This is a genomic window from Streptomyces sp. NPDC002734 (assembly GCF_040295685.1).
Taxonomy (GTDB): Bacteria; Actinomycetota; Actinomycetes; order Streptomycetales; family Streptomycetaceae; genus Streptomyces.
The window spans coordinates 14,383-35,901 of sequence record NZ_JBEOVU010000043.1; the positions used below are offsets into that span (position 1 = coordinate 14,383).

Consider the following 21,519-nt stretch of genomic DNA (forward strand, 5'->3'; position numbering starts at 1 on the left):
CCGCACGACCTCGTGACCGTGTGCGGACCCGCCCCGGAGTGGCGTGTGCGGTTCCGATGAAATCCTGTTGCTTTTGGAACGTCAAGTAGTCTGAGAGCGCTCTCAGTTGAAAGTTTCGTTGTCCCTGGTGGCTGCCAGACTGTCCGCATGACGACGACCCCCGCCGACCCCAAGGCCGACCTCCACCGCTACCTCCAGGACGCGCGCGACGCCCTGCTGTGGAAGCTGGAGGGCCTCTCCGAGTACGACGTCCGCCGGCCCCTCACCCCGACCGGGACCAATCTGCTGGGACTGGTGAAGCACCTGGCGACCGTCGAACTCGGCTACCTGGGCGAGGTGTTCGGCCGCCCGTCGGACATCCCCCTGCCCTGGGTGGCGGAGGGCGCCGAGACGAACGCGGACATGTGGGCGACCGAGGAGGAGTCGCGCGAGTTCGTGGTCGGCATGTACCGGAAGGCCTGGGCGCACGCGGACGCGACCCTCGACGCGCTGCCCCTGGAGGCGGTGGGCACGGTGCCCTGGTGGCCGGCGGAGCGCGCGGCGATCACGCTGCACCATGCCGTGGTGCGGGTGATCGCCGACGCCCAGCGTCACGCGGGACACGCGGACATCGTCCGCGAGCTGATCGACGGGGCGGTGGGCATGCGCGAGGACAACACGGCGATGGCGCAGGCGGACGCGGCCTGGTGGCAGGCGCACCGCGACCGCCTGGAGCGGGTCGCCCGGGAGGCCTGACCCCCTGGGCGCGCTCCCACATAGGCGCGCCCCGCACCTATGTGCTGCCACTCCACTGGCAGGTGTCGGGCCCGTTCGTACGGTCGGGAGCGCGTGACCCCCACACGCGCCCCCGCACCGATCCCTTCCGGGAGGACCCCATGCCGGTTCCCGACCGCTCCCGACCCGGGGCACGCCCCCGCGCGTTCGGCCTGACCGCCGTACTCGCGTTGCTGCTGGCCCTGTTCGCCGCCCCGACGCCCGCCTCCGCCGCCTCGCTGACCCAGGTCACCGGGTTCGGCACCAATCCGGGCAACCTCCAGATGTACGCCTACGTGCCCGACGGCCTTCCGGCCGGCGCCCCGCTGGTCGTCGCCCTGCACGGCTGCACGCAGAGCGCCCCGGACTACCACTCCCACGCGGGGTGGGCCAAGTACGCGGACCTGTACCGGTTCGCCGTGGTGTACCCGCACACCTCGAGCGCCAACAACGCCAACTCCTGCTTCAACTGGTTCCAGTCCTCCGACACGGCCCGGGGCCAGGGCGAGGCGCTCTCGGTCAAGCAGATGGTCGACTCCGCGATCAGCCGGTACGGCAGTGACGTCGACCGGGTGTTCGTCACCGGGCTGTCGGCCGGCGGGGCGATGACCGCCGCGATGCTCGCCGCCTACCCGGACGTCTTCGCGGGCGGTTCCATCGCCTCCGGCATCCCCGCCGGCTGCGCCACCGGCGTCGCCAACGCCTACACCTGTATGTACAACGCGACGTCCAAGACCCCCAAGCAGTGGGGCGACGCGGTGCGTTCGGCGTCCGGCGGGTGGACCGGCCCCTGGCCGCGGGTCGCGATCTGGCACGGCACGTCCGACACCACCGTGGTGCCCGCCAACGCCACCCAGTCACGCGACCAGTGGACGAACGTCTGGGGCCTGAGCCAGACCCCCGCCTCCACCGCCTCGCTCCCCGGCAACACCACCCAGGCCGTCTACACCGACGCGCGGGGCGTTCCCGCGGTCACCACCTTCACCGTCTCCGGCATGGGCCACGGCACGGCCGTCGACCCGGGCACGGGCGCCTCGCAGTGCGGCACCGCCGGCGCCTACTACCTGGACACCATCTGCTCCAGCTACTACACCGCCCTCTTCTGGGGCCTGGACGGCGGAACCGTCGACCCGGGCGGCCCCGGCGCCCTGCCCGCACCCACCGGCCTCACGGCGGGCGCCGTCACCGACACCGGCGTGTCGCTGTCGTGGAACGCGGTGAGCGGGGCGGCGTCGTACGAGATCTACCGCGGCGGCTCCCGGGTCGGCACGACCACCGGCGCCTCGTACACCGACACCGGCCTGTCCCCGGGCACGGCCTACACCTACGCGGTGGCCGCCGTGGACTCCTCCGGCACGGCCGGCGCCCGCTCCGCGTCCGTCACCGCCACGACGAGCGGCGGCGACGGGGGCTTCGAGCACCGCTGCTTCACGGCCTCCAACTACGCGCACGTGCAGGCCGGCCGGGCCCGCCAGAGCGGCGGCTACGCCTACGCCCTGGGGTCGGGCCAGAACATGGGCCTCTACAACACCTTCTACAGCCACACGCTCGAGGAGACCTCGGCCGGTCACTTCGTGATCTCCGACTCCGGATGCCCGTCCTGACCCGGACCGCGCCTGAGGGGCCGTCACGCCACCGCGCGTGACGGCCCCATAATTATCTTGACGTCAAGAATTACGCGGCGAAGACTGCGCCTGGTCGAACCACAGGAGCCGTCGCATGCCCTCTCTGCTGTCCCGCCTTCTCCCCGAAGACCGCCTGACCCGGGCGATGTCGTACCAGTCGGCCCTCTCGGCGTTCGCCGAGGGCGCCTTCATCACCGGCGAGGCGGTGTACTTCACCCAGGTCGTCGGACTGAGCCCGGCCCAGGTGGGCCTGATGCTGACCCTGTCCCTCGCGGCCGCGTTCGTGTTCTCGGTGCCGTTGGGCCGCCTGGCCGACCGGGTGGGAACCCGGCGCAGCTGGATCGTGGGCTCCGCCCTGGAAGCGGTGTTCTTCGCCTCCTGGTTCCTCGCCGGCTCCTTCGTCACGGCGCTGGCCGTCCTGATCCCGCTCAGCCTGGCGAACACCTGGGTGCGCACCGGGCGCAGCGCCTACCAGATGCAGGTCTTCCCCCGGGAGAAGCGGGTGCACGCGCGGGCCTACCTGCGCGCCGCCCGTAACGCGGGGTACTCCGTGGGCGCCCTGGCCGGCGGTACGGCCCTCGCCCTGGACAGCCTCACCCTGGTCCACGCCGTGCCCCTGTTCACCTCGGTGGTGCTGCTGGCCAACTCCTACTGGGTCTCCCGGCTTCCGGAGCCTCCCCGGCCCGAACCGGTGGTGCCCGCCGTGGCCGTGGCGGAGGGCGCGGCCCGTCCGGGCCGCCGCCGCGATCCGCGCGCCGCGCTCCGCAACCGCCCCTTCGTGCTGACGACCTTCCTGAACGGTGTGCTGGGCACCCACCAGGTGCTGCTGATGACGGTGATCCCGCTGTGGCTGGTGGCCGAGACCGACGCGCCGAAGGTGGTGCTGGCCTGGCTGTACGGCACCAACACCGTGATGGCGGTGGCCCTCCAGGTGGCCGCCGCCCGGGGTGTCGCCACGGTGAGCGACTCGCTCCGCGCCCAGCGGCGCGGCGCGCTCTGTTTCCTGGTCTCCTGCGGCATCATCGCCGTCACCCACGACACCGTGGGCTGGGTGACGATCGTGCTGATGTGGGTCGGCCACGTCACGGTGACCGGCGCCGAGCTATACCAGTCGGCCGGACAGTGGGGGCTGGTCGCCGAGCTGGCCGACCCCGAGCGGCGTGGCGAGTACGAGGGCGTGGTGGGTCTCGGCTACAACCTGGGGTCGGTCTGGGCGCCGGCCGCGTACACCTACCTGGCCATGTCCTGGGGCGCCGTGGGCTGGGCGGTGATCGCCGCGGTCATCCTGGCGGCGGCCGTCGCGATCCACCCGGCGGCCCGCGCCGGCGAGCGGCACCTGCGGCGTCTGGGGATCGCGCCGGAGACGGAGCGCGGGACGGCCGACGACCCGGCCGACGACCCGGCCGGTGCACGGGACGGGTCGCAGGACGCGGCAGAGGACCCGGCCGAGGGGAAGCCGGTACTGCCGGAACCCCGTACGGAAGCCCGCGCGGAACCCCGCCAGGAACCCTCTTTGCATGACCATACGGGATGATGCATAATCTTCCTATGTCCAAGGTCCTCACCTCCCTCCCCGTCGGCGAACGCGTCGGCATCGCCTTCTCGGGCGGCCTCGACACCTCCGTCGCGGTCGCGTGGATGCGCGACAAGGGCGCCGTCCCGTGCACCTACACCGCCGACATCGGTCAGTACGACGAACCCGACATCGCCTCGGTGCCCGGCCGCGCCACGGCCTACGGCGCCGAGATCGCGCGCCTGGTCGACTGCCGTGCCGCGCTCGTCGAGGAGGGCCTGGCGGCGCTCACCTGCGGCGCGTTCCACATCCGCTCCGGCGGGCGGGCGTACTTCAACACCACGCCGCTGGGCCGTGCGGTCACCGGCACCCTTCTGGTGCGCGCCATGCTCGAGGACGACGTCCAGATCTGGGGCGACGGCTCGACGTACAAGGGCAACGACATCGAGCGGTTCTACCGCTACGGCCTGCTCGCCAACCCGAACCTGCGGATCTACAAGCCCTGGCTGGACGCGGACTTCGTGACCGAGCTCGGCGGCCGCAAGGAGATGTCGGAGTGGCTGGTCGCGCACGGCCTGCCGTACCGGGACAGCACGGAGAAGGCGTACTCCACCGACGCCAACATCTGGGGCGCCACGCACGAGGCGAAGACCCTCGAGCACCTCGACAACGGCATCGAGACGGTCGAGCCGATCATGGGCGTCAAGTTCTGGGACCCCACGATCGAGATCGCCGCCGAGGACGTCACCATCGGCTTCGAGCAGGGCCGCCCGGTGACGATCAACGGCAAGGACTTCGCGTCCGCCGTCGACCTGGTGATGGAGGCCAACGCCATCGGCGGCCGCCACGGCCTGGGCATGTCCGACCAGATCGAGAACCGGATCATCGAGGCCAAGAGCCGGGGCATCTACGAGGCCCCGGGCATGGCCCTGCTGCACGCGGCCTACGAGCGCCTGGTCAACGCGATCCACAACGAGGACACCCTCGCCCAGTACCACAGCGAGGGCCGCCGTCTGGGCCGCCTGATGTACGAGGGCCGCTGGCTGGACCCGCAGGCGCTGATGATCCGCGAGTCGCTCCAGCGCTGGGTCGGCGCGGCGGTCACCGGCGAGGTCACCCTGCGCCTGCGCCGGGGCGAGGACTACTCGGTCCTCGACACCACCGGCCCGGCGTTCAGCTACCACCCGGACAAGCTCTCCATGGAGCGCACCGAGGACTCGGCGTTCGGCCCGGTGGACCGCATCGGCCAGCTGACCATGCGCAACCTGGACATCGCCGACTCCCGCTCCAAGCTGGAGCAGTACGCCGGCCTCGGTCTGCTCGGCACCGGCGCGAGCCCGGTGCTCGGCGCGGCCCAGGTCACCGGCCTGATCGGCACCATGCCCGAGGGCGGCGCGGAGGCCATCGCCTCGCGCGGCGAGGTCAGCGAGGACGACGAGCTGCTCGACCGCGCGGCGATGGAGGCCGGCACCGACTGACCCGTCGCGGACGCGCGCACGGCGCGAGAGGCCGGCCCGGAGTGCTCCGGGCCGGCCTCTCGCGTCGGCGCACTTCCGGGGGCGCGCATCGGCTCACTTCCGGGGGTCGCGCCTCGGCCCCACTTCCGGGCGTCTCGCACCGGCTCATTTCCGGTTGTAGAGCCGCATCGTCACCGGACCGAAGACCAGCAGGAGCAGCCCCGCCCAGCCGAGGGTCCAGACGATCTCCATGCCGGGCCACCGCCCCGCCATCAGCCCGCGGACCGCGAAGACGCGTGCCTGGCCCGCGTCGGGGCGCAGGAGGGGGTGGCGAGCATCTTGACCACGGTGGTCTTCCCGGAGACCGGCGGGTCGGAGGGCGGGACCGGGCGGAAGAACGCACAGTGAGGCGCGCGGGGTGATCCGCGCGGGCCGGTCCGCGCCGGGTGCCGCACTCCGCCGCCCCAGGAGAAAGGACCCTTGATGGCGTTGCGGGAATCACGCCGGTCCGATGCCGCTGTCGCTTCGGACGCCGGGGCGGTCAGGCGCCACCGTGCCCTGTTCCGGGCCGCGGACCGGCGCCGGAACCCTCCGCTGCGGCGCACCGACATCACCGTGACGGACGAGGCGATGGTCCGCCGCGCGGTGAAGGCGGCCTCGCTGGGCAACGCGATGGAGTGGTTCGACTTCGGCATCTACAGCTATCTCGCGGTCACCATCGGCCACGTCTTCTTCCCGCCCGGGAACGAGACGGTGCAGCTGCTGTCGTCGTTCGCGACCTTCGCGGCGTCGTTCCTGGTGCGGCCGCTGGGCGGCCTGGTCTTCGGACCGATGGGCGACCGGATCGGCCGCAAGAAGGTCCTCGCGCTGACCATGATCCTGATGGCGGTGGGCACCTTCTGCATCGGTCTGATCCCGTCGTACGCCACGATCGGCTTCTGGGCTCCGGTGCTGCTGCTCCTGTTCCGGCTGGTGCAGGGCTTCTCGACGGGCGGCGAGTACGGCGGTGCGTCGACCTTCATCGCGGAGTACGCCCCGGACCGGCGCCGCGGCTTCTGGGGCAGCTTCCTGGAGCTGGGCACCCTGGCCGGTTACGTCGCCGCGGCGGGGCTGGTCACGGTGCTGACGGCGCTGCTGGGCGACCAGGGCATGGAGGACTGGGGCTGGCGGGTGCCGTTCCTGGTGGCCGGACCCATCGGCTTCGTCGGGCTGTACCTGCGGCTCAGGCTGGACGAGACGCCCGCGTTCAAGCGGCTGGAGGAGGAGTCCTCGCACCGCGCCACCGCGTCGCCGGCCCGTGTCGAGCCCGGCGCCACGGCCGACCTGAAGGACATCTTCCGCACGCAGTGGCCCACCCTGATCCTGTGCGTCTGTCTGGTCGGCGCGTACAACGTCACCGACTACATGCTGCTGTCGTACATGCCGACCTACCTCTCCGACGAGATGGGCTACTCCGAGACGCACGGCCTGCTGTTCCTGATCGGCACGATGGTGGTCCTGATGCTGGTCATCAACCAGGTCGGCCGGCTCAACGACCGCCGCGGCCGCAAGCCGCTGCTGATGGCCGGCATGCTCGGCTTCCTTGTGCTCTCCGCCCCGTCCTTCCTGCTGGTCAAGCAGGGCAGCTTCGTCGCCGTCGCGGCCGGGATGCTGATGCTGGGGCTGTCGCTGGTGTGCCTGCTGGGAACCATGTCGGCGGCGCTGCCGGCGCTGTTCCCGACGCCGGTGCGGTACGGGTCGCTGGCGGTGGGCTACAACCTGTCCGCCTCCCTCTTCGGCGGGACGACACCGCTGGTGATCACCGCGCTGATCTCGGTGACCGGCAGCGACATGATGCCCGCCTACTACTCCATGGCGGCCGCGCTGGTCGGGGTGGTCTCGGTGGCCTGCATGAAGGAGACGGCCCGCCGCCCGCTGGACGGCTCCCCGCCGTCCGTCGCCACCCCGCAGGAGGCCGCCCGCCTGGTCGAGAGCCGGGCCTCGAGCCCGCGCTTCTGACGCCGCCCGGCTGCCCGATGACACGGGCTCAGCCCTCGCGGAGCCAGGGGCGCAGTTTCTCCGGGTTGCGGACCACCCACACCCGGGTGACACGGCCGCCGGAGACGTCGAACGAGGCGACGGTCTCGACGACGCCGGCCCGCCGGGCCACCAGACCGGGCAGACCGCCGACGGACCGCTCGACGAGCTCGAGCCCCGGGGCCCGGCCGGCGATCGCCGCCATGTACCGGGCGATGCGCGCCCCGCCCTCCACCGGATGCGGCACGGTGCCGGCCAGGCCGCCACCGTCCGCGGTCATCACGGCGGCCGGGTCGAGCAGGGCGATCAGCGTCCCGATGTCCTTGCTCTCCCACGCCTCCTTGACGCGCCGCACCACGTCCGCCCTGCCGCCCGCCTCCGGAACGCCCGCGCCGTCCAGCCGCCGCCGGGCGGACGAGGCCAGCTGCTTGCAGGCGGCCGGGGTCCGGCCGAGCACCCCGGCGACCTCGGCGAACGGGTAGCGGAAGACGTCGTGCAGGACGAACGCCACCCGCTCGGCCGGCGTCATCGCCTCCAGCACCACGAGGAAGGCCATGGACACCGACTCGTCCAGGACGATCTGGTCGGCGGGGTCCGCGGGGAGGGAGGAACCGGCTCCGCCCGCGCGCTCCCACTCGGCCCGGTCGGGCAGCGGCTCGGGCAGCCACGCGCCGACGTAGCGCTCGCGGCGTGCCCGCGCGGAGCCGAGCAGGTCCAGGCAGATCCGGCCGGTCACCGTCGTCAGCCACGCGCCGGGGACACGGATCTCCTCCCGCCTGCCCGGCGGCAGCGCGAACCAGCGCGCGTACGCCTCCTGCACCGCGTCCTCGGCCTCGCCCACCGAACCGAGCAGCCGGTAGGCGACGTTGATCAGTCCGCGCCGCTCGCCGGTCACCCCGTCCGTCCCGGCGTCCCCTGTCCCCATGCCGCGTCCGCCCCCCGCCTTACCTTTCGCAGGCCCGTGTCGTCGAGCTGTCGAGACCATATCGACGCGCTGCCCGAGGGCGGAAAAGGGGACTGTGACATGGCCACTGAGGTGACGGCGACCGCGGGGCGCGGGTCCTCGTTCCTGCGGATCGCGATAGCGCTGCAGACGGCGACGATCTTCCTCCAGGCGGTGTCCGCCGGGCTGCTGCTGACCGAGCCGTACGGGGAGACGCTGCACGGCGTGGGGGCACGGGTGATGTACGGGGCGTCGATGCTGTACCTGCTCACGGCGGTGCTGGCGTGGAAGCCGGGGGGCGGTCCGCTGCGCCCGGTGGTGCACGCGACGGGTTTCCTGGTCCTCGCCTCGGTCCAGGTGGTGCTCGGCGTCGCCCACGTGCCGTCCGTCCATCTGCCCCTGGGCGTGGCCATGTTCGGCCTGAGCGTGTTGGCACTCGTCCGGCGCTGAACCGGCGTCTTCGGCATACTCGGCCAGGACCGGGCCGTCGGCGCCGGTGCCGGCGCCGTACCCGAACGAGCACGAGCACAGGGAGATCCGGATGTCGCTGATCCTGCCCGACTTCTCCTCGTCCGTGGTGGTCCGCGCCGCGGACGCCGAGGTCGTCGGCCGCCTGCCCACGGCGATCCGGCTGCTGGCCGACAGCAGCGCGACCGGCGGCGCGCTGTCCGTCGTGCGCGCCACCCTGACCGGCGGGGCCGACGGCGCCCGGCCGCACCGCCACGACAACTCGGCGGAGATGTTCTTCATGGTGTCGGGGACGGCCCGGCTGCTGTCCGGCGACGAGGTGGTCACCGCGGGGCCCGGCGACCTCGTGGTCGTCCCGCCCGGCATGCCGCACGCCTTCGCCGCGCCGCCCGGGCACGACGCCGACATCCTCGTCGTCATCACGCCCGGGGTGGAACGCTTCGACTACTTCCGCCATCTGCGGCGCATCGCCCTCGGCGAGGCCTCCCCCGAGAGCCTGCTGGACGCCCAGGAGCGGTACGACACCCATTTCCTGCGCAGCGAGGCCTGGGAGGCGGAGCGGTCCGACGCGCGGGAGCGGGAACGCTGAGGCGGCGGGAGGACCACCGGGCGGTGGAGCCGAAACCCCGAGCCGAAACCCCGTGGCGCCCCGGCGTCGCGGCCGTCCAACTGCGGCCCATGACGTTCCTGCACACCAATCCCCTCTTCGGCAGGCTCGACGGCGCGCAGCGGATCCTCGTCGCGGGCGCTGGCGGCGGTTTCGACGTCTACGCGGGGCTTCCCGTCGCGCTGTCCCTCCAGCACCAGGGCAAGGAGGTGCATCTCGCGAACCTCTCGTTCACCGAACTCACCGCGCTGCCCCTTGACGACTGGGTGGCGGAGAACCTCGCCGCGGTCACCCCGGGCTCCGTCCTGCCGGGCGACTACTTCCCCGAGCGGACCCTGGCCCGGTGGCTGGACCTGCACGGCCGTCCGTCCACGGTGTACGCCTTCCCCCGGACGGGGGTGCTGCCGCTGCGGGACGCCTACCGGGCGCTGATCGACCGGCACGACATCGACGCGGTGGTGCTGGTCGACGGCGGCACCGACATCCTGATGCGCGGCGACGAGGCCGGACTGGGCACCCCGGAGGAGGACATGACCTCCGTGGCGGCGCTCGCCGCGCTGGAGGAGGTGCGGGTGCGGCTGGTGGTCTCGGTCGGCTTCGGCGTGGACGCGTACCACGGCGTCAACCATGTGCAGGTGCTGGAGAACATCGCGGCGCTGGAGCGCGACGGCGGGTACCTGGGCGCGTTCTCGATCTCACGCGCGTCCCGGGAGGGCGCCCTCTACCTCGACGCGGTGGAGCACGCCCGGCGTCACACCCCGGACCACCCGAGCATCGTCAACGGGTCGATCGCCGCCGCGGTGCGCGGCGAGTTCGGCGACGTCCGGTTCACCGAGCGGACCAAGGGCAGCGAGCTCTTCGTCAACCCGCTGATGTCCCTCTGCTTCGTCGTCGAGCTCCCCGCCCTGGCGGCCCGCTGCCTGTACCTGGACCGCATCGAGGAGACCCATCTGATGCGGCAGGTCCACTCCCGCATCGCGGAGTTCCGGGACACGGTGATCACGCGGCCGCCCCGCCGCTTCCCGCACTGAGGCGTCGCCCGGTCCTCCGAAAAAGGCGCCGCCGGCCGGGTCCGTTCGGCCACGCGCTGGAAAGCCTCCCTGTGTTCCTTCCCGCCACCCGCCCTCCGAAAGGGACCGCATGCAGCCCGACGACCCGTTACTCGTCCTGGATCCCACCGGTTCGGACGCGCACGCCGAACACCGGGCGCTGCACGCCCGCGGCCCGGCCACACCCGTCGACCTCCTCGGCGTGCGGGCCTGGTCCGTCTCCGACCCCCGTCTGCTGAAGAGGCTTCTGGTGGGCGGGGACGTCTCGAAGGACGCCCGCGCCCACTGGCCCGACTTCGCCGCCGTCGCGCCGACCTGGCCGCTGGCCCTGTGGGTGTCGGTGCGGAACATGTTCACGGCCTACGGCGGCGATCACCGGCGCCTGCGCCGCCTGGTCTCGTCCGCCTTCGGCGCCCGCCCTGTCGGCGCGCTCGCCCCCACCGTCGAGACCCTCGTCACGCGTCTCCTGGACGACATCGCGGACAGCGGTGACGACGTCGTCGACCTGCGGGAGAGGCTGGCCTTCCCGCTGCCGATCGCGGTGATCGCCCAGCTCATGGGCGTCCCCGAGGATCAGCGCGCCGGGTTCCGCAGCCTCGTCGACGGCGTGTTCACCACCACGCTCAGCCGCGAGGAGGCGACCGCGAACACCGTCGCGCTCTACCGGTCGCTCGACGAACTGATCGCCAGGAAGCGCGTCGCCCCGGCCGACGACATGACCTCCTTCCTGATCGCCGCCCGCGACGAGGAGGGCGACGACCGGGGCCTCAGCGACGTGGAACTGCGCGACACGCTCCTGCTGATGATCAGCGCCGGGTACGAGACCACCGGCAACGCCGTCGACCAGGCGGTCACCCTGCTGCTCACCCACCCCGACCAGCTCGCCCACGTCCGCGAGGGCCGCGTCGGCTGGACGGACGTGGTCGAGGAGTCCCTGCGCCTCGAACCGGCGGTGAAGCATCTGCCGCTCCGTTACGCCGTCGTCGACGTCCCCCTCCCCGACGGGCGGGTGATCCCCAAGGGGGCTCCGGTCCTCGCCTCCTACGCCGCTGCCAACCGCCACCCGTCCTGGCATCCCGACCCGGACGCGTTCGACGTCACCCGGGCCGCCAAGGAGCACCTTGCCTTCGGTCACGGCGTGCACTTCTGCCTGGGCGCTCCCCTGGCCCGGCTGGAGGTCGCGACCGCGCTGAGGCTGTTGTTCGCACGGTTCCCGGACATGGCCCTGGCCGTCCCTGCCGAGGAGTTGCGTCCGGTGCCCTCCCTCATCAGCAACGGCCACGAGCGCCTGCCCGTACGTCTGCACGGCCCGGGGTAAGGGCCCCGGGCGGCCGGCCGGGGACGCCTCACGCGGCCCCGGTCGACGCCCGCACCGCGTGCGGCTCCGGCGCCTCTACGCCAGGGACTCCTCCGGCGACGGCGGCGGAGTCGCGTCCGCGGCGGGGACGCCGTCGGCGGCCCGGATGACGTCCTCCCAGGCGGACAGGCCGTCGAGCCGACGCCTCCCGGCCTCCGCGGCCGCGCGGAGGGCGAAGCTCCCCAGCGGGAGCCGTCGGGGCGGGTCCGCACTGTCCACCAGGGCGAGGACGGCGGGCACGGTCGCCTCGGGAGGCGGCAGGGCCTCCGGGGTCAGGGTCGGATCGAGCAGGTCGTGCAGGGGACCGTACGCGGGGTGCGGGGCGGAGCGCGGCGCGGCGGAGAACCAGTCGGTCGCGTATCCGCCCGGTTCGAGCACGGTGACCTTGACGCCGAACGGCGCGACCTCGTCGGCGAGCGCCTCCGCCATGCCCTCCACGGCCCACTTCGTGGCGCAGTACACGCCCATGCCCGGGTACGCCTCGATCCCGCCGCTGCTCGAAACCTGGATCAGGTGGCCGCCTCCCTGACCGCGCAGCAGCGGGAGCGCGGCCTGGGTGACGGCCAGGGTGCCGAGGATGTTGACCTCGACGACGGCTCGGACCTCGTCCTCCGTGACCTCCTCCACGCAGCCGATGAGGCCGACACCCGCGTTGTTCACGACGACGTCGAGACGCCCGAAGTGGGCGTGGGCGTGTCGCACGGCGGCGAACACGGCGGCCCGGTCGGTGATGTCCAGCGGGAGGGGCAGCACGGCGTCGCCGCTCCCGTCCGCGAACGCCCGCAGGTCCGCCTCGCTCCGGGCGGCCACGGCGACCCGGTCGCCGCGGGCCACCGCGGCCTGTGCCCAGCATCGTCCGAACCCGCGTGACGCCCCGGTGATGAACCAGACCTTGCCCACGTGTCCTCCGCGCAGTGATCGTCCGGTCGGCCCGTTCGTCAGCGTGGCAGACCCGTCGACCGGTCGTCCAGACCGCCTGGGCCGGTGGCCGGCGCGGTTCGTCGCGGCTCCCGACCCCTCCCACCTCGCACGTCCCACTCACTACCTAAAGCTTTTAGTTTTTTGCATAATGGATGTCGCCAGCCGCAGCCGACGCACAGGAGGAGCCGGGAATGGCACGTGCCGGAGTGACCCCGCAGCGCCTGACCGAGGCCGGGGCCGAGCTCGCCGACGAGGTGGGGTTCGACCAGGTCACCGTCTCGGAGCTCGCCCGTCGTTTCGGCGTGAAGGTCGCCAGCCTTTATTCGCACGTCAGGAGCTCGCACGACCTGAAGACCCGTATCGCCCTGCTCGCCCTGGAGGAGATGGCCGACGGGGCGGCCGACGCGCTCGCCGGCCGTTCCGGCAGGGAGGCCCTGGCCGCCTTCGCGGACGCCTACCGCGCCTACGCCCGCGCCCACCCCGGCCGCTACGCCGCCGCCCGGTACCGGCTGGACGCGGAGACCGCGGCGGCGAGCGCCGGCGTGCGCCACGCGCGGATGATGCGGGCCGTCCTGCGCGGCTACGACCTGGCGGAGCCGGAACAGACCCACGCCGTGCGGATGCTCGGCGGGATCTTCCACGGCTACGTCGAGCTGGAGCTGAGCGGCGGCTTCGCCCACACCCCCGTCGACCCGGAGGAGTCGTGGAGCTGGATCGTCGACTCCCTCGACGCCCTCCTGCGCACCCGCCCCGCGTCCGCGGCTCCCACGGAATGACCCCGCCCCCGGACCCGCCCACCCCCTACCGCAACAGGATCAGGTCGCACCCCATGAGCAGCCTCACCCCCGACGACGCCCCGACCACCGCCTCCCCCGCCGTGCCGGCCGCCACCACGGTCACCACTCCCGTCACCGCCGGGCTGCTGCGCGGCGCCCTGGAGGTGGAGCGCACCGCGCACGGCCTGCTGCCGCACCGGCTGCCGGCCCGCGCGCGGCGGCAGATACCCGACGACACCCTGGCGCAGGTCGAGGCCCAGACCTCGGGCGTGCGGCTGGCCTTCCGCACCCGGGCGACCCGGGTCGAACTGGACACCCTGCCCACCCGGCGGGCCTACCGTGGCGCCCCGGCTCCGGCGGACGGTTCCTACGACCTGCTGGTCGACGGCGTCCTCGCGGGCCGGACCGGCGTGCCGGGCGGCCGGGTGCGCACCGTGGACATGACCGACGGCTCCGTCGAGGTGCGCGAAGGCACCCCGGGCACCGCGGTCTTCGACGGCCTGCCCGCGCGGGACAAGGACGTCGAGATCTGGCTGCCGCACAACGAGGTCACCGAGCTGATCGCCCTGCGCACCGACGCCCCGGTGGAGCCGGCCCCCGACAGCGGCCGCCGCGTGTGGCTGCACCACGGCAGCTCCATCAGCCACGGCTCCAACGCGACCCACCCGACGGAGATCTGGCCGGCGCTGGCCGCCGCGGCGGGCGGCGTGGAGCTGGTCAACCTCGGCTTCGGCGGCAGCGCCATGCTCGACCCGTTCACCGCGCGCGCGATGCGGGACACCCCGGCGGACCTGATCAGCGTCAAGGTCGGCATCAACATCGTCAACGCGGACGCCATGCGTCTGCGGGCCTTCGGCCCCGCGGTGCACGGCTTCCTGGACACCGTCCGCGAGGGGCACCCCGACACCCCGCTGCTGGTCGTGTCGCCGATCCTGTGCCCCACGCACGAGGACACCCCCGGCCCGCTGATGCCGGACTTCGCCGACGGGTCGGTGCGTTTCCGGGCCACCGGTGACCCGGCCGAGGTGCCCGCCGGCCGGCTGACGCTGACCGTGATCCGTGAGGTCCTGGCACGGATCGTGAAGGAGCGCGCGGCGGAGGACGCGAACCTGCACCTGCTCGACGGCCTCGCGCTGTTCGGCGAGGAGGACCAGGCCGAGCTCCCCCTGCCGGACGACATCCACCCCTCCCCCGAGGGCCACCGCCGCATCGCCGACAACTTCGCCCGCCTGGCCTTCGTCCCCGACGGCCCGTTCGGACGCTGACACGGCCGCCGAGGGAGTGGTGACGGCGGCGGTCGCCACGGTCACCACTCCCCCGGGAGCAGGGCCGGCCGTCAGCGGCCGAGCCCCTCGGTTCCCGGTCAGCCCGTCGTTCCGGTCAGCCCGTCGTCGCGCGTCAGCCCGTCGTCGCGGTCAGGACGCCGGCTGGACGTCCGGGATGCCGTTCGCCGGCGGGGCGTCCTTCGCCGCCGAGTCGTCCTCCTTGATCGGCGCGTCGCCGATGTCGGTGACCAGGACGGGGGTCAGCGACTCGCCCTTGCCGTCCTTGAGGCGGACCACCTCCATGCCGGAGATGCCGAGGTGACTGTCCTTCGAGTAGCGGAACGGCGCCAGTCCGGGTCCTTCCAGGCTGCCGCCGACCTTCTCCAGCGCCTTGACCACGCCCTCGCGGCTGGGGTCGTCCCCGGCGGCCTGAAGCGCCTGGACGAAGGTGTACGCCTGGGACATGCCGTAGATCTTGTAGTTGGTGAGCTCGCCCTCACCGCCGTGCTCGTCCCACACCTTCTGCCACAGCTTCAGCCACTCGCTGTCGGCGGCGTCCGTGCCGGGGATGTACTCGGTGGTCATCACCCCGTCCAGCAGGCCCGCGCTGCCCTTGACCTTGCCCTCGGAGAAGCGGGCGAGCAGCGAGCCGACCAGGGACGGGTCGGAGCCAACGTTGCTGTAGAACCACTTCGGCTTGAAATTGATCTTCATGGCGGTGAGCTGGCTCAGCGCCGTGTACGAGGGCACGTTGAAGCCGAGGACCAGGTCGACCTTCGCCGCCTGGAGCTTGGCCAGCTGCGGGGCGACGTCGGTGTTGCCGGGGGTGTACTTGACCGTCTCGACGATCTGCTCGTCGAGGTACTTGCGGACGCCCGCCTCGCCGTCGCGGCCGAAGTCGTCGTCCTGGAGGAACAGGCCGACCTTCGCGTCGGGCATGTTCTCCTTGACCCACTGACCGATGATCTTGCCCTCGATCATGTAGTCCGGCTGCCAGCCGAACGTCCACGGCCGCTTCGTGGGGTCGTCGCCCCACATCAGGGAGCCGCTGGAGACCATCAGGTCGGGCACCTTCTCCGCGTTCAGGAAGTCGACCACGGCGGTGTGGGTGGGCGTGCCGAGGCCGGCCACCATGCCGAAGATCTCCTCCTTCAGCACGAGTTCGTTGGTGACGCTGCTGGTGTTGGTCGGGTTGTAGGCGTCGTCCTTGACCACGTACTCGATCTTGCGGCCGTCGATCCCGCCGTTGGCGTTGACGTAGTCGTAGTAGGCCTTGTGGCCGCTGGGGATCTCGCTGTAGCCGGGGGCGGCGACACCGGTCAGCGGGAAGTGCGCGCCGATCTTGATGGTGTCCTCGGTGATCCCGACGTCGGGCGTGGTCTTCCCCTCGCCGTCGTCGGGCCGTCCGCCGGCGCCGCAGGCGGCGAGCAGGGCGGCCGCGGTGAGCAGGCCGACGAGTTCCGTCGCCCGACGGTACCTTCGCGTTCGTTGCACGGTGGTGCCTCCTTCGGTGGGATGCGGCCCGGGGTGCCGCCGCGTGGGTGCGCCGGCGGGCCTCACGCGGCGCCCCGGCGCCGGCGCAGGAGGCCGCGGACGGTGCCGGTGATGCCGGCGGGGGCGACGAGGATCACCGCGATCATCGTCAGTCCGTAGACCGCGGGGGCGAGTTCGGCCGCCCGGACGTCGGTGAGGCCGGCGTCCACGCCGAGGTCGGTGACGAGGTGCGGCAGGAAGGTCAGCAGGGCCGAGCCGATCAGCGCCCCGGTCAGGCTGCCCAGTCCGCCCAGCACCACGGCGCTGAGCAGGGTCAGGGAGAGGGTGAGCGAGAAGCCGCTGGGGGCGGTGATCCGCACGGCCATCGCCATCACGCCGCCCGCCAGTCCGGCGCAGGCGGTGCTGACCACGAACGCGAGCACCCGGGCCCGGCCCAGGTGGACGCCGGCGATCTCGGCGGCCACCTCGTCGTCGCGCACGGCCCGCCAGGTGCGGCCGACCCGGCTGCGCATCAGGTTGGCGAGCAGGACGTAGGTGACGACCAGCGCCGTCCAGCCGATGTAGGCCACGTACTTGGTGGGGTGGAGTTCGCTGCCGGTCACGAAGTAGGCGGCGTCGAGCACCCAGGCGGGGATCTCGGGTATCCGCACGCCGAGCCCCTGCTCGCCGCCGAGGCTCGCGAAGTGCAGGACCACGCCGGGGACCGCGACCGCGAGCGCCAGGGTGGCGCCGGCGATGTAGGGGCCGTGCAGCCGGGCCGCCGCGACGCCGACCGCGGCGCCGACGGCCAGGGTCACCAGGGTGGCCGCCGCCAGGACGACCGGGAGCGGGAGCGCGGGCGTCTCCCCGTCCAGGAACAGCGCCGTGGTGTAGGCGCCGACGGCCATGAACGCGCCGTGGCCGAGCGAGAGTTGCCCGTTGAGACCGGTGAGGACGGTCAGGCCGCCGGCCGCGATGCCGAGGTAGGCCATCGACGCCAGCTGGGAGTTGGCGAAGGAGCCGGTCGTCTCCATCAGCAGGGTGACGACGAGCAGGCCGAGCAGGCCGAGGGCGAGGTGGCGCAGGAGCGCCGAGTGCTCCCAGCGGCGCCTGAGCGCACCCGCGTCCCTGGCGGCGGGGGCCTTCGCCGCGGTGTCGGTGGTGGTGGGCATGGTCGTCAGACCCTCCGTTCCGCGTGGTGCGAGAAGAGGCCGCCGGGCCGCAGCAGCAGCACGGCCATCAGGATCAGGAGGGCGGCGAGCGGCACGAGTTCGGAGCCGAGGTAGCCGCTGACGGCGCTGAGCGACAGGCCGAGCAGCATGCCTCCGATCACCGAGCCGACGGGGCTGTCGAGGCCGCCCAGCACGGCGGCGACGAAGCCGTAGACCACCACCGAGTCCATGTAGCCGGGGTGGACCAGGCTGCCGCCGGCGATGAGCAGCCCGGAGAGCGAGCCGACGAGCGCGGCGAGCGCCCAGCCCAGGGTGAGCATCCGGCCGACCTTGACGCCCAGGATCCGGGCGACCTCCTGGTTGAAGGCGGCGGCCCGCATGCGCAGGCCCACCTCGGTGTACCGGAAGAGCAGCACCAGCAGCGCCATCACCACCATGACGGCGACGACGGTGAAGACGCCGAACCCGGTGAGCGCGACGGAGGTGTCCCCGACGGTGAGACCGCGGACCCCGAACGGCGCGGGGAAGGAGCGGTAGCGGGAGCCGAAGAGGATTCCGGCGAGCGCGTGGAGCAGGATGAACAGGCCGAGGGTGAGGATCACGGCGTTGATCTCGGCCTTGCCCTCGACGGGCCGCACCACCACCCGTTCGACGACCGCGCCGAGCAGCAGGCCGGCGAGCAGGGCCGCGGCGAAGCCGATCCAGTAGGAGTGGCCCGCGTCGATGATCACCAGGGCGACGTAGGTGGTGATCATGGCCATCGGGGCCTGGGCGAAGTTGACGATCCGGGTGGACCGCCAGATCAGGCAGAGCGCCAGCGCGAACGCCGCGTAGACCGCTCCGAGGGTGAGTCCGCCGAGCGCGGTGGTCAGGAGCTGCTGCACGAGGTCTCCCGTGGGTCAGAAACCGAGGTAGGCATGGCGGAGCTTCTCGTCGGCGGCCAGGACCGCGGCCTCGGCCTCGACGACGACCTTGCCGAGGTTGAGCACCACTCCGGCGTCCGCGATGGACAGGGCGCTGCGGGCGTTCTGTTCGACCAGCACCACGGTCAGGCCCTCGCTCGCCACCAGGGAGCGCAGCAGGTCGAAGATCTGCGCCACGATGCGCGGCGCGAGGCCCAGCGAGGGCTCGTCGAGGAGCAGGACCTTGGGCGCGGCCATCAGCGCGCGGCCGATGACCAGCATCTGCCGCTCGCCCCCGGACAGGACGTGGGCGGTGGCGTCGTAGCGTTCGCCGAGCACCGGGAAGAGGCGGCAGATCCGCTCGACGTCGGCGGCGCGGGAGCGGGACGGGCGGTGCAGGCCGCCCAGCCGGAGGTTCTCCTCCACGGTGAGCTCGGTGATCACGCCCCGGCCCTCGGGGACGTGGGCCAGGCCGAGCCGGGCCATGTCCTCGGCGGGCGTGCGGGTGATGTCGCGGCCGGCCAGCAGGACCTGTCCGCGCTCGGCCCGCACCAGGCCGGAGACGGTGCGCAGCAGGGTGGTCTTGCCGGCCCCGTTGGCTCCGAGCACGGCGGTGACCTTGCCCTCGCGGGCGGTGAAGGACACCCCGTCCAGGGCGCGGACCGGTCCGTAGCCGGCCGTCAGGTCGCGTACTTCGAACATGTCACTCCCCCGTCCGGGGCTGCCGGTCGCCGGCCTCGCCGTCGGCCTCGCCGGCCCCGACGCCGACCTCTTCGCCGAGGTAGGCGGCGACGACGGCGGGGTCGCGGCGCACCTCCTCGGGTCCGCCGCGGGCGATGACGCGGCCGAAGTCCAGGACGGTGATGTCGTCGCACACACTCATCACCAGGTCCATGTGGTGCTCGACCAGCATCACGGCCATCCGGTCGGTCAGGCCGCGGATGAGCTCCCCGAGTTCGGCCATCTCGTCGCCGCCGAGTCCGGCGGCCGGTTCGTCCAGCAGCAGGAGCTCCGGTTCGCCGACCAGGGCGCGGGCGAGGGCGACCCGTTTGCGGACCGGGTACGGCAGGCTGCCGGGGAGGCGGTCGGCGTGGCGCTCCACGCCGAGCCGGGCCAGCGTCTCGCGGGCCCGTGCGGCGAGGGCGGCCTCGTCCCGGGCGCCGCGGCCGAGGCCGAACAGGGCGGAGGCGAAGCCGGACCGGGCGTGCCGGTCGGCGCCGACCATGACGTTCTCCAGCACGGTCATCCGGTCGAAGAGGCCGAGGCCCTGCAGGGTCCGGCCGATGCCGAGGGAGGCGAGCCGGTGCGGGCGCAGCCCGGTGAGTTCCTCGCCCTTCCAGAGCAGCCGGCCGCCGTCGGGGCGCACGAAGCCGCAGGCCACGTTGAACAGGGTCGTCTTGCCCGCGCCGTTGGGCCCGATGACGCCGAGCACCTGACGGGGCGCCACGTCGAGCGACACCTCCGACAGCGCCCGGACACCACCGAAGCGGACCGACACGTCGGTGACGGAGAAGAGGGCGCGGGGCCCGCCGGGGCGGTCCGTGGCGGTGGTGGACGCGGTCGTGGGTGGGCTCAAAGCGCACTCCCTGTCTGCCCCTGCCGGGCCGGCCGCCCGGGGCGGCGCACCCGGCTGTTCGGCTGCGGCGATCCCCTACCGTGGGCGCTGTGCACAGATTCCGACATGGGCGGAGCGCACAAAGCTGCTGGTGCGCAGCGCCCTGGGGAGGACGCCCCTCTGGCGTGGCTGTGCGCCGCGTGCCATCCTCCGGGGGCATGGGCGATGGCATGGGCCTGACGACCGGCCGGTCGACGGAGACGTCGGGGTTCCCCGAGGGCGAGGGACTCGACGAGGACCTGCGTCACGCCGTCGAGAGCGCCTGGGCGTCCCTGCTGCCCTCCGCGGACGCGATCGCCGACGACATCACCCTCACGCTGCTGGCCAAGGACTGGCACGGGGATCCGGGCGCCGAGCTGCGGGCGGACATCCGCTCGAGCGTCCGCGCGCACATCCACCGCGGCATCCGCACCATGGCGGGTCTGGCCCGCACCGGGGAGAGCACTGTGTACCTGTGGCGGGAGACCGGCCGTCGCCGGGCCCGCCAGGGGGTGCGCATGGAACATGTGCTGAACGCCTACAGTCTGGGCTCACGGGTGCTCTGGGAGGCGTTGCTGGAGCGGCACGGCCGGCCGGGCGAGCAGGTCGACGACCGGGTCCTGGTGCTGGCCGGCCGGCAGATCTGGGCGGCGCTCGACGTGCAGAACGCGACGCTGGTGGAGTCCTACCGCCGCGAGGAGGCCCGGCTCCACAACCGGGACCTCCAGCGCCGCCAGCGCCTGCTGGACGGGCTGGTGGAGGGGCGCGGCGCGGACCCGGTCTTCGCCACGGAGGCCCGTGAGGTGCTGGGCCTGGGCGCGGGCGAGCCGGTGGCCTGTGTGGTGGCCCCCTTCGACGGGCTGCCCGACGGTCCGGTGCGCGGCGCGGAGGACCGCCTGGAACGCCTCGGGGTGACCTCCTGCTGGCACGTCCGCGGCGACATCTGCTTCGCTCTGGTCGCCACCGGCGGTACCGGCGGTACCGACCTGACCCCTCTGGTGCGCGCGCTGGAGCCGGTGGTCGTCGGCCGCGCCGGGGTGGCCGCCTCGCCCGACGGCCTGGCCGGCTTCGCCACGGCCTACCGGCTCGCCGCGCAGGCGGCCGACTCCGTCCCGCGGGGCACGACCGGGGTGGTTCCGGTGACCGACCGCCTGCCGGAGGTGCTGCTGCGCGCCTGCCCCGAGGCGACCGCCGTCCTGGTGGAGCAGACGGTGAGCCCGCTACTCGCCCAGCCGCCCCACCAGGCGGCCGTCCTGCTCGACACGCTGCGCGCGCTGCTGGCGCACGACGGGTCGCCGACCCATGCCGCCAAGCAGCTGTTCTGCCACCGCAACACCGTCATCTACCGGATGCGGCAGATCGAGCAGCTCACCGGCCGGAGCCTGCGCGACCCCCGGGACCGCCTCCTGCTCGCCCTCGGCGAGATGGCCGCGCCTCCTTCAGCGGCCTAGACCTCTGCCGGTTCGCAGCGCCCGGCCGTGCCCTTCTCCGCCGCCGCGGCGGGGTGTTGACAGGCCCTCACCCGGCCGTCAGTCTCTCCCTGCCCGGCCGTTCAACGCGCATAGCGCGCCGCTCCGTCTTGTCATGCGCCCGCCATACTGACGGGCCATCCCCACCCCCACCCGACA

Annotated in this window: 19 protein-coding genes and 1 pseudogene; 12 read left to right on the forward strand and 8 right to left on the reverse strand. The window is 73.0% G+C overall.

The features are described 5' to 3' along the window. Nucleotides 1–147 precede the first annotated feature (147 nt). The 4 genes from ABT026_RS28690 to argG all read left to right on the forward strand — a co-directional run bounded on the left by ABT026_RS28690 (nucleotide 148) and on the right by argG (nucleotide 5,369). Nucleotides 148–735, forward strand: a complete 588-nt coding sequence (locus ABT026_RS28690; protein WP_351118086.1) for a DinB family protein — start codon at nucleotides 148–150, stop codon at nucleotides 733–735. Between the two features lie 140 nt (nucleotides 736–875). Then, nucleotides 876–2,357 carry an extracellular catalytic domain type 1 short-chain-length polyhydroxyalkanoate depolymerase gene (locus ABT026_RS28695; protein WP_351118087.1) on the forward strand — a complete coding sequence of 494 codons (1,482 nt, stop codon included), beginning with the start codon at nucleotides 876–878 and terminating at the stop codon, nucleotides 2,355–2,357. A gap of 115 nt (nucleotides 2,358–2,472) precedes the next feature. Beyond that, nucleotides 2,473–3,912 carry an MFS transporter gene (locus ABT026_RS28700; protein ID WP_351118088.1) on the forward strand — a complete coding sequence of 480 codons (1,440 nt, stop codon included), beginning with the start codon at nucleotides 2,473–2,475 and terminating at the stop codon, nucleotides 3,910–3,912. A 14-nt stretch (nucleotides 3,913–3,926) separates the two neighbouring features. Further along, entirely contained in the window at nucleotides 3,927–5,369 is a 1,443-nt protein-coding gene (argG, locus tag ABT026_RS28705) for an argininosuccinate synthase (RefSeq protein WP_351118089.1), read from the forward strand. Between the two features lie 144 nt (nucleotides 5,370–5,513). Here the strand turns inward: argG and ABT026_RS28710 are convergent. After that, nucleotides 5,514–5,636: pseudogene (locus ABT026_RS28710) on the reverse strand (ABC transporter permease); the annotation flags it as partial. Between the two features lie 195 nt (nucleotides 5,637–5,831). On the opposite strand from ABT026_RS28710, the gene proP reads away from it, so the two are divergent. Further along, nucleotides 5,832–7,346: a glycine betaine/L-proline transporter ProP gene (gene proP, locus ABT026_RS28715; protein ID WP_351118090.1), complete on the forward strand. Its 1,515-nt coding sequence runs from the start codon at nucleotides 5,832–5,834 to the stop codon at nucleotides 7,344–7,346. 28 nt (nucleotides 7,347–7,374) lie between these two features. Here proP and sigJ read toward each other — a convergent pair whose 3' ends face one another. Further along, nucleotides 7,375–8,289 carry an RNA polymerase sigma factor SigJ gene (gene sigJ / locus ABT026_RS28720; protein ID WP_351118091.1) on the reverse strand — a complete coding sequence of 305 codons (915 nt, stop codon included), beginning with the start codon at nucleotides 8,287–8,289 and terminating at the stop codon, nucleotides 7,375–7,377. 99 nt (nucleotides 8,290–8,388) lie between these two features. Here sigJ and ABT026_RS28725 point away from each other — a divergent pair, with 99 nt between their 5' ends. The 4 genes from ABT026_RS28725 (at nucleotide 8,389) to ABT026_RS28740 (ending at nucleotide 11,749) form a co-directional block, all read left to right on the forward strand. Then, a complete protein-coding gene (locus ABT026_RS28725) occupies nucleotides 8,389–8,757 on the forward strand; it encodes a hypothetical protein (RefSeq protein ID WP_351118092.1) in 369 nt (122 codons plus the stop codon). Nucleotides 8,758–8,848: 91 nt separating this feature from the next. Continuing rightward, nucleotides 8,849–9,364: a cupin domain-containing protein gene (locus ABT026_RS28730; protein ID WP_351118093.1), complete on the forward strand. Its 516-nt coding sequence runs from the start codon at nucleotides 8,849–8,851 to the stop codon at nucleotides 9,362–9,364. Nucleotides 9,365–9,453: 89 nt separating this feature from the next. After that, nucleotides 9,454–10,413 (forward strand): DUF1152 domain-containing protein, encoded by a 960-nt coding sequence (locus ABT026_RS28735; RefSeq protein ID WP_351118094.1) that lies wholly within the window; start codon nucleotides 9,454–9,456, stop codon nucleotides 10,411–10,413. A gap of 109 nt (nucleotides 10,414–10,522) precedes the next feature. Next, nucleotides 10,523–11,749, forward strand: a complete 1,227-nt coding sequence (locus tag ABT026_RS28740) for a cytochrome P450 family protein (RefSeq protein WP_351118095.1) — start codon at nucleotides 10,523–10,525, stop codon at nucleotides 11,747–11,749. 75 nt (nucleotides 11,750–11,824) lie between these two features. Here the strand turns inward: ABT026_RS28740 and ABT026_RS28745 are convergent, their stop codons facing one another. Further along, the gene (locus tag ABT026_RS28745) at nucleotides 11,825–12,688 is read right to left on the reverse strand and encodes an SDR family NAD(P)-dependent oxidoreductase (RefSeq protein WP_351118096.1); all 864 of its coding nucleotides are present in this window, start codon (nucleotides 12,686–12,688) and stop codon (nucleotides 11,825–11,827) included. 212 nt (nucleotides 12,689–12,900) lie between these two features. On the opposite strand from ABT026_RS28745, the gene ABT026_RS28750 reads away from it, so the two are divergent. Both ABT026_RS28750 and ABT026_RS28755 read left to right on the forward strand, forming a co-directional pair. Beyond that, nucleotides 12,901–13,485: a TetR/AcrR family transcriptional regulator gene (locus ABT026_RS28750; RefSeq protein WP_351118097.1), complete on the forward strand. Its 585-nt coding sequence runs from the start codon at nucleotides 12,901–12,903 to the stop codon at nucleotides 13,483–13,485. Between the two features lie 53 nt (nucleotides 13,486–13,538). Further along, nucleotides 13,539–14,750 carry a GDSL-type esterase/lipase family protein gene (locus ABT026_RS28755; RefSeq protein WP_351118098.1) on the forward strand — a complete coding sequence of 404 codons (1,212 nt, stop codon included), beginning with the start codon at nucleotides 13,539–13,541 and terminating at the stop codon, nucleotides 14,748–14,750. Nucleotides 14,751–14,900: 150 nt separating this feature from the next. Here ABT026_RS28755 and ABT026_RS28760 read toward each other — a convergent pair whose 3' ends face one another. From ABT026_RS28760 to ABT026_RS28780, 5 genes are all read right to left on the reverse strand, one after another. Then, entirely contained in the window at nucleotides 14,901–16,244 is a 1,344-nt protein-coding gene (locus ABT026_RS28760; RefSeq protein ID WP_351118099.1) for an ABC transporter substrate-binding protein, read from the reverse strand. 62 nt (nucleotides 16,245–16,306) lie between these two features. Continuing rightward, nucleotides 16,307–17,395, reverse strand: coding sequence for a branched-chain amino acid ABC transporter permease (locus ABT026_RS28765; RefSeq protein WP_351118100.1), 1,089 nt, complete (start codon nucleotides 17,393–17,395; stop codon nucleotides 16,307–16,309). A 5-nt stretch (nucleotides 17,396–17,400) separates the two neighbouring features. Then, nucleotides 17,401–18,279 carry a branched-chain amino acid ABC transporter permease gene (locus tag ABT026_RS28770; RefSeq protein WP_351118101.1) on the reverse strand — a complete coding sequence of 293 codons (879 nt, stop codon included), beginning with the start codon at nucleotides 18,277–18,279 and terminating at the stop codon, nucleotides 17,401–17,403. A gap of 15 nt (nucleotides 18,280–18,294) precedes the next feature. Further along, nucleotides 18,295–18,999 carry an ABC transporter ATP-binding protein gene (locus ABT026_RS28775; RefSeq protein ID WP_351118102.1) on the reverse strand — a complete coding sequence of 235 codons (705 nt, stop codon included), beginning with the start codon at nucleotides 18,997–18,999 and terminating at the stop codon, nucleotides 18,295–18,297. 1 nt (nucleotide 19,000) lies between these two features. Beyond that, nucleotides 19,001–19,873: an ABC transporter ATP-binding protein gene (locus ABT026_RS28780; protein WP_351118103.1), complete on the reverse strand. Its 873-nt coding sequence runs from the start codon at nucleotides 19,871–19,873 to the stop codon at nucleotides 19,001–19,003. Nucleotides 19,874–20,070: 197 nt separating this feature from the next. Here ABT026_RS28780 and ABT026_RS28785 point away from each other — a divergent pair, with 197 nt between their 5' ends. Beyond that, nucleotides 20,071–21,342, forward strand: coding sequence for a PucR family transcriptional regulator (locus tag ABT026_RS28785; RefSeq protein WP_351118104.1), 1,272 nt, complete (start codon nucleotides 20,071–20,073; stop codon nucleotides 21,340–21,342). Nucleotides 21,343–21,519 lie beyond the last annotated feature (177 nt).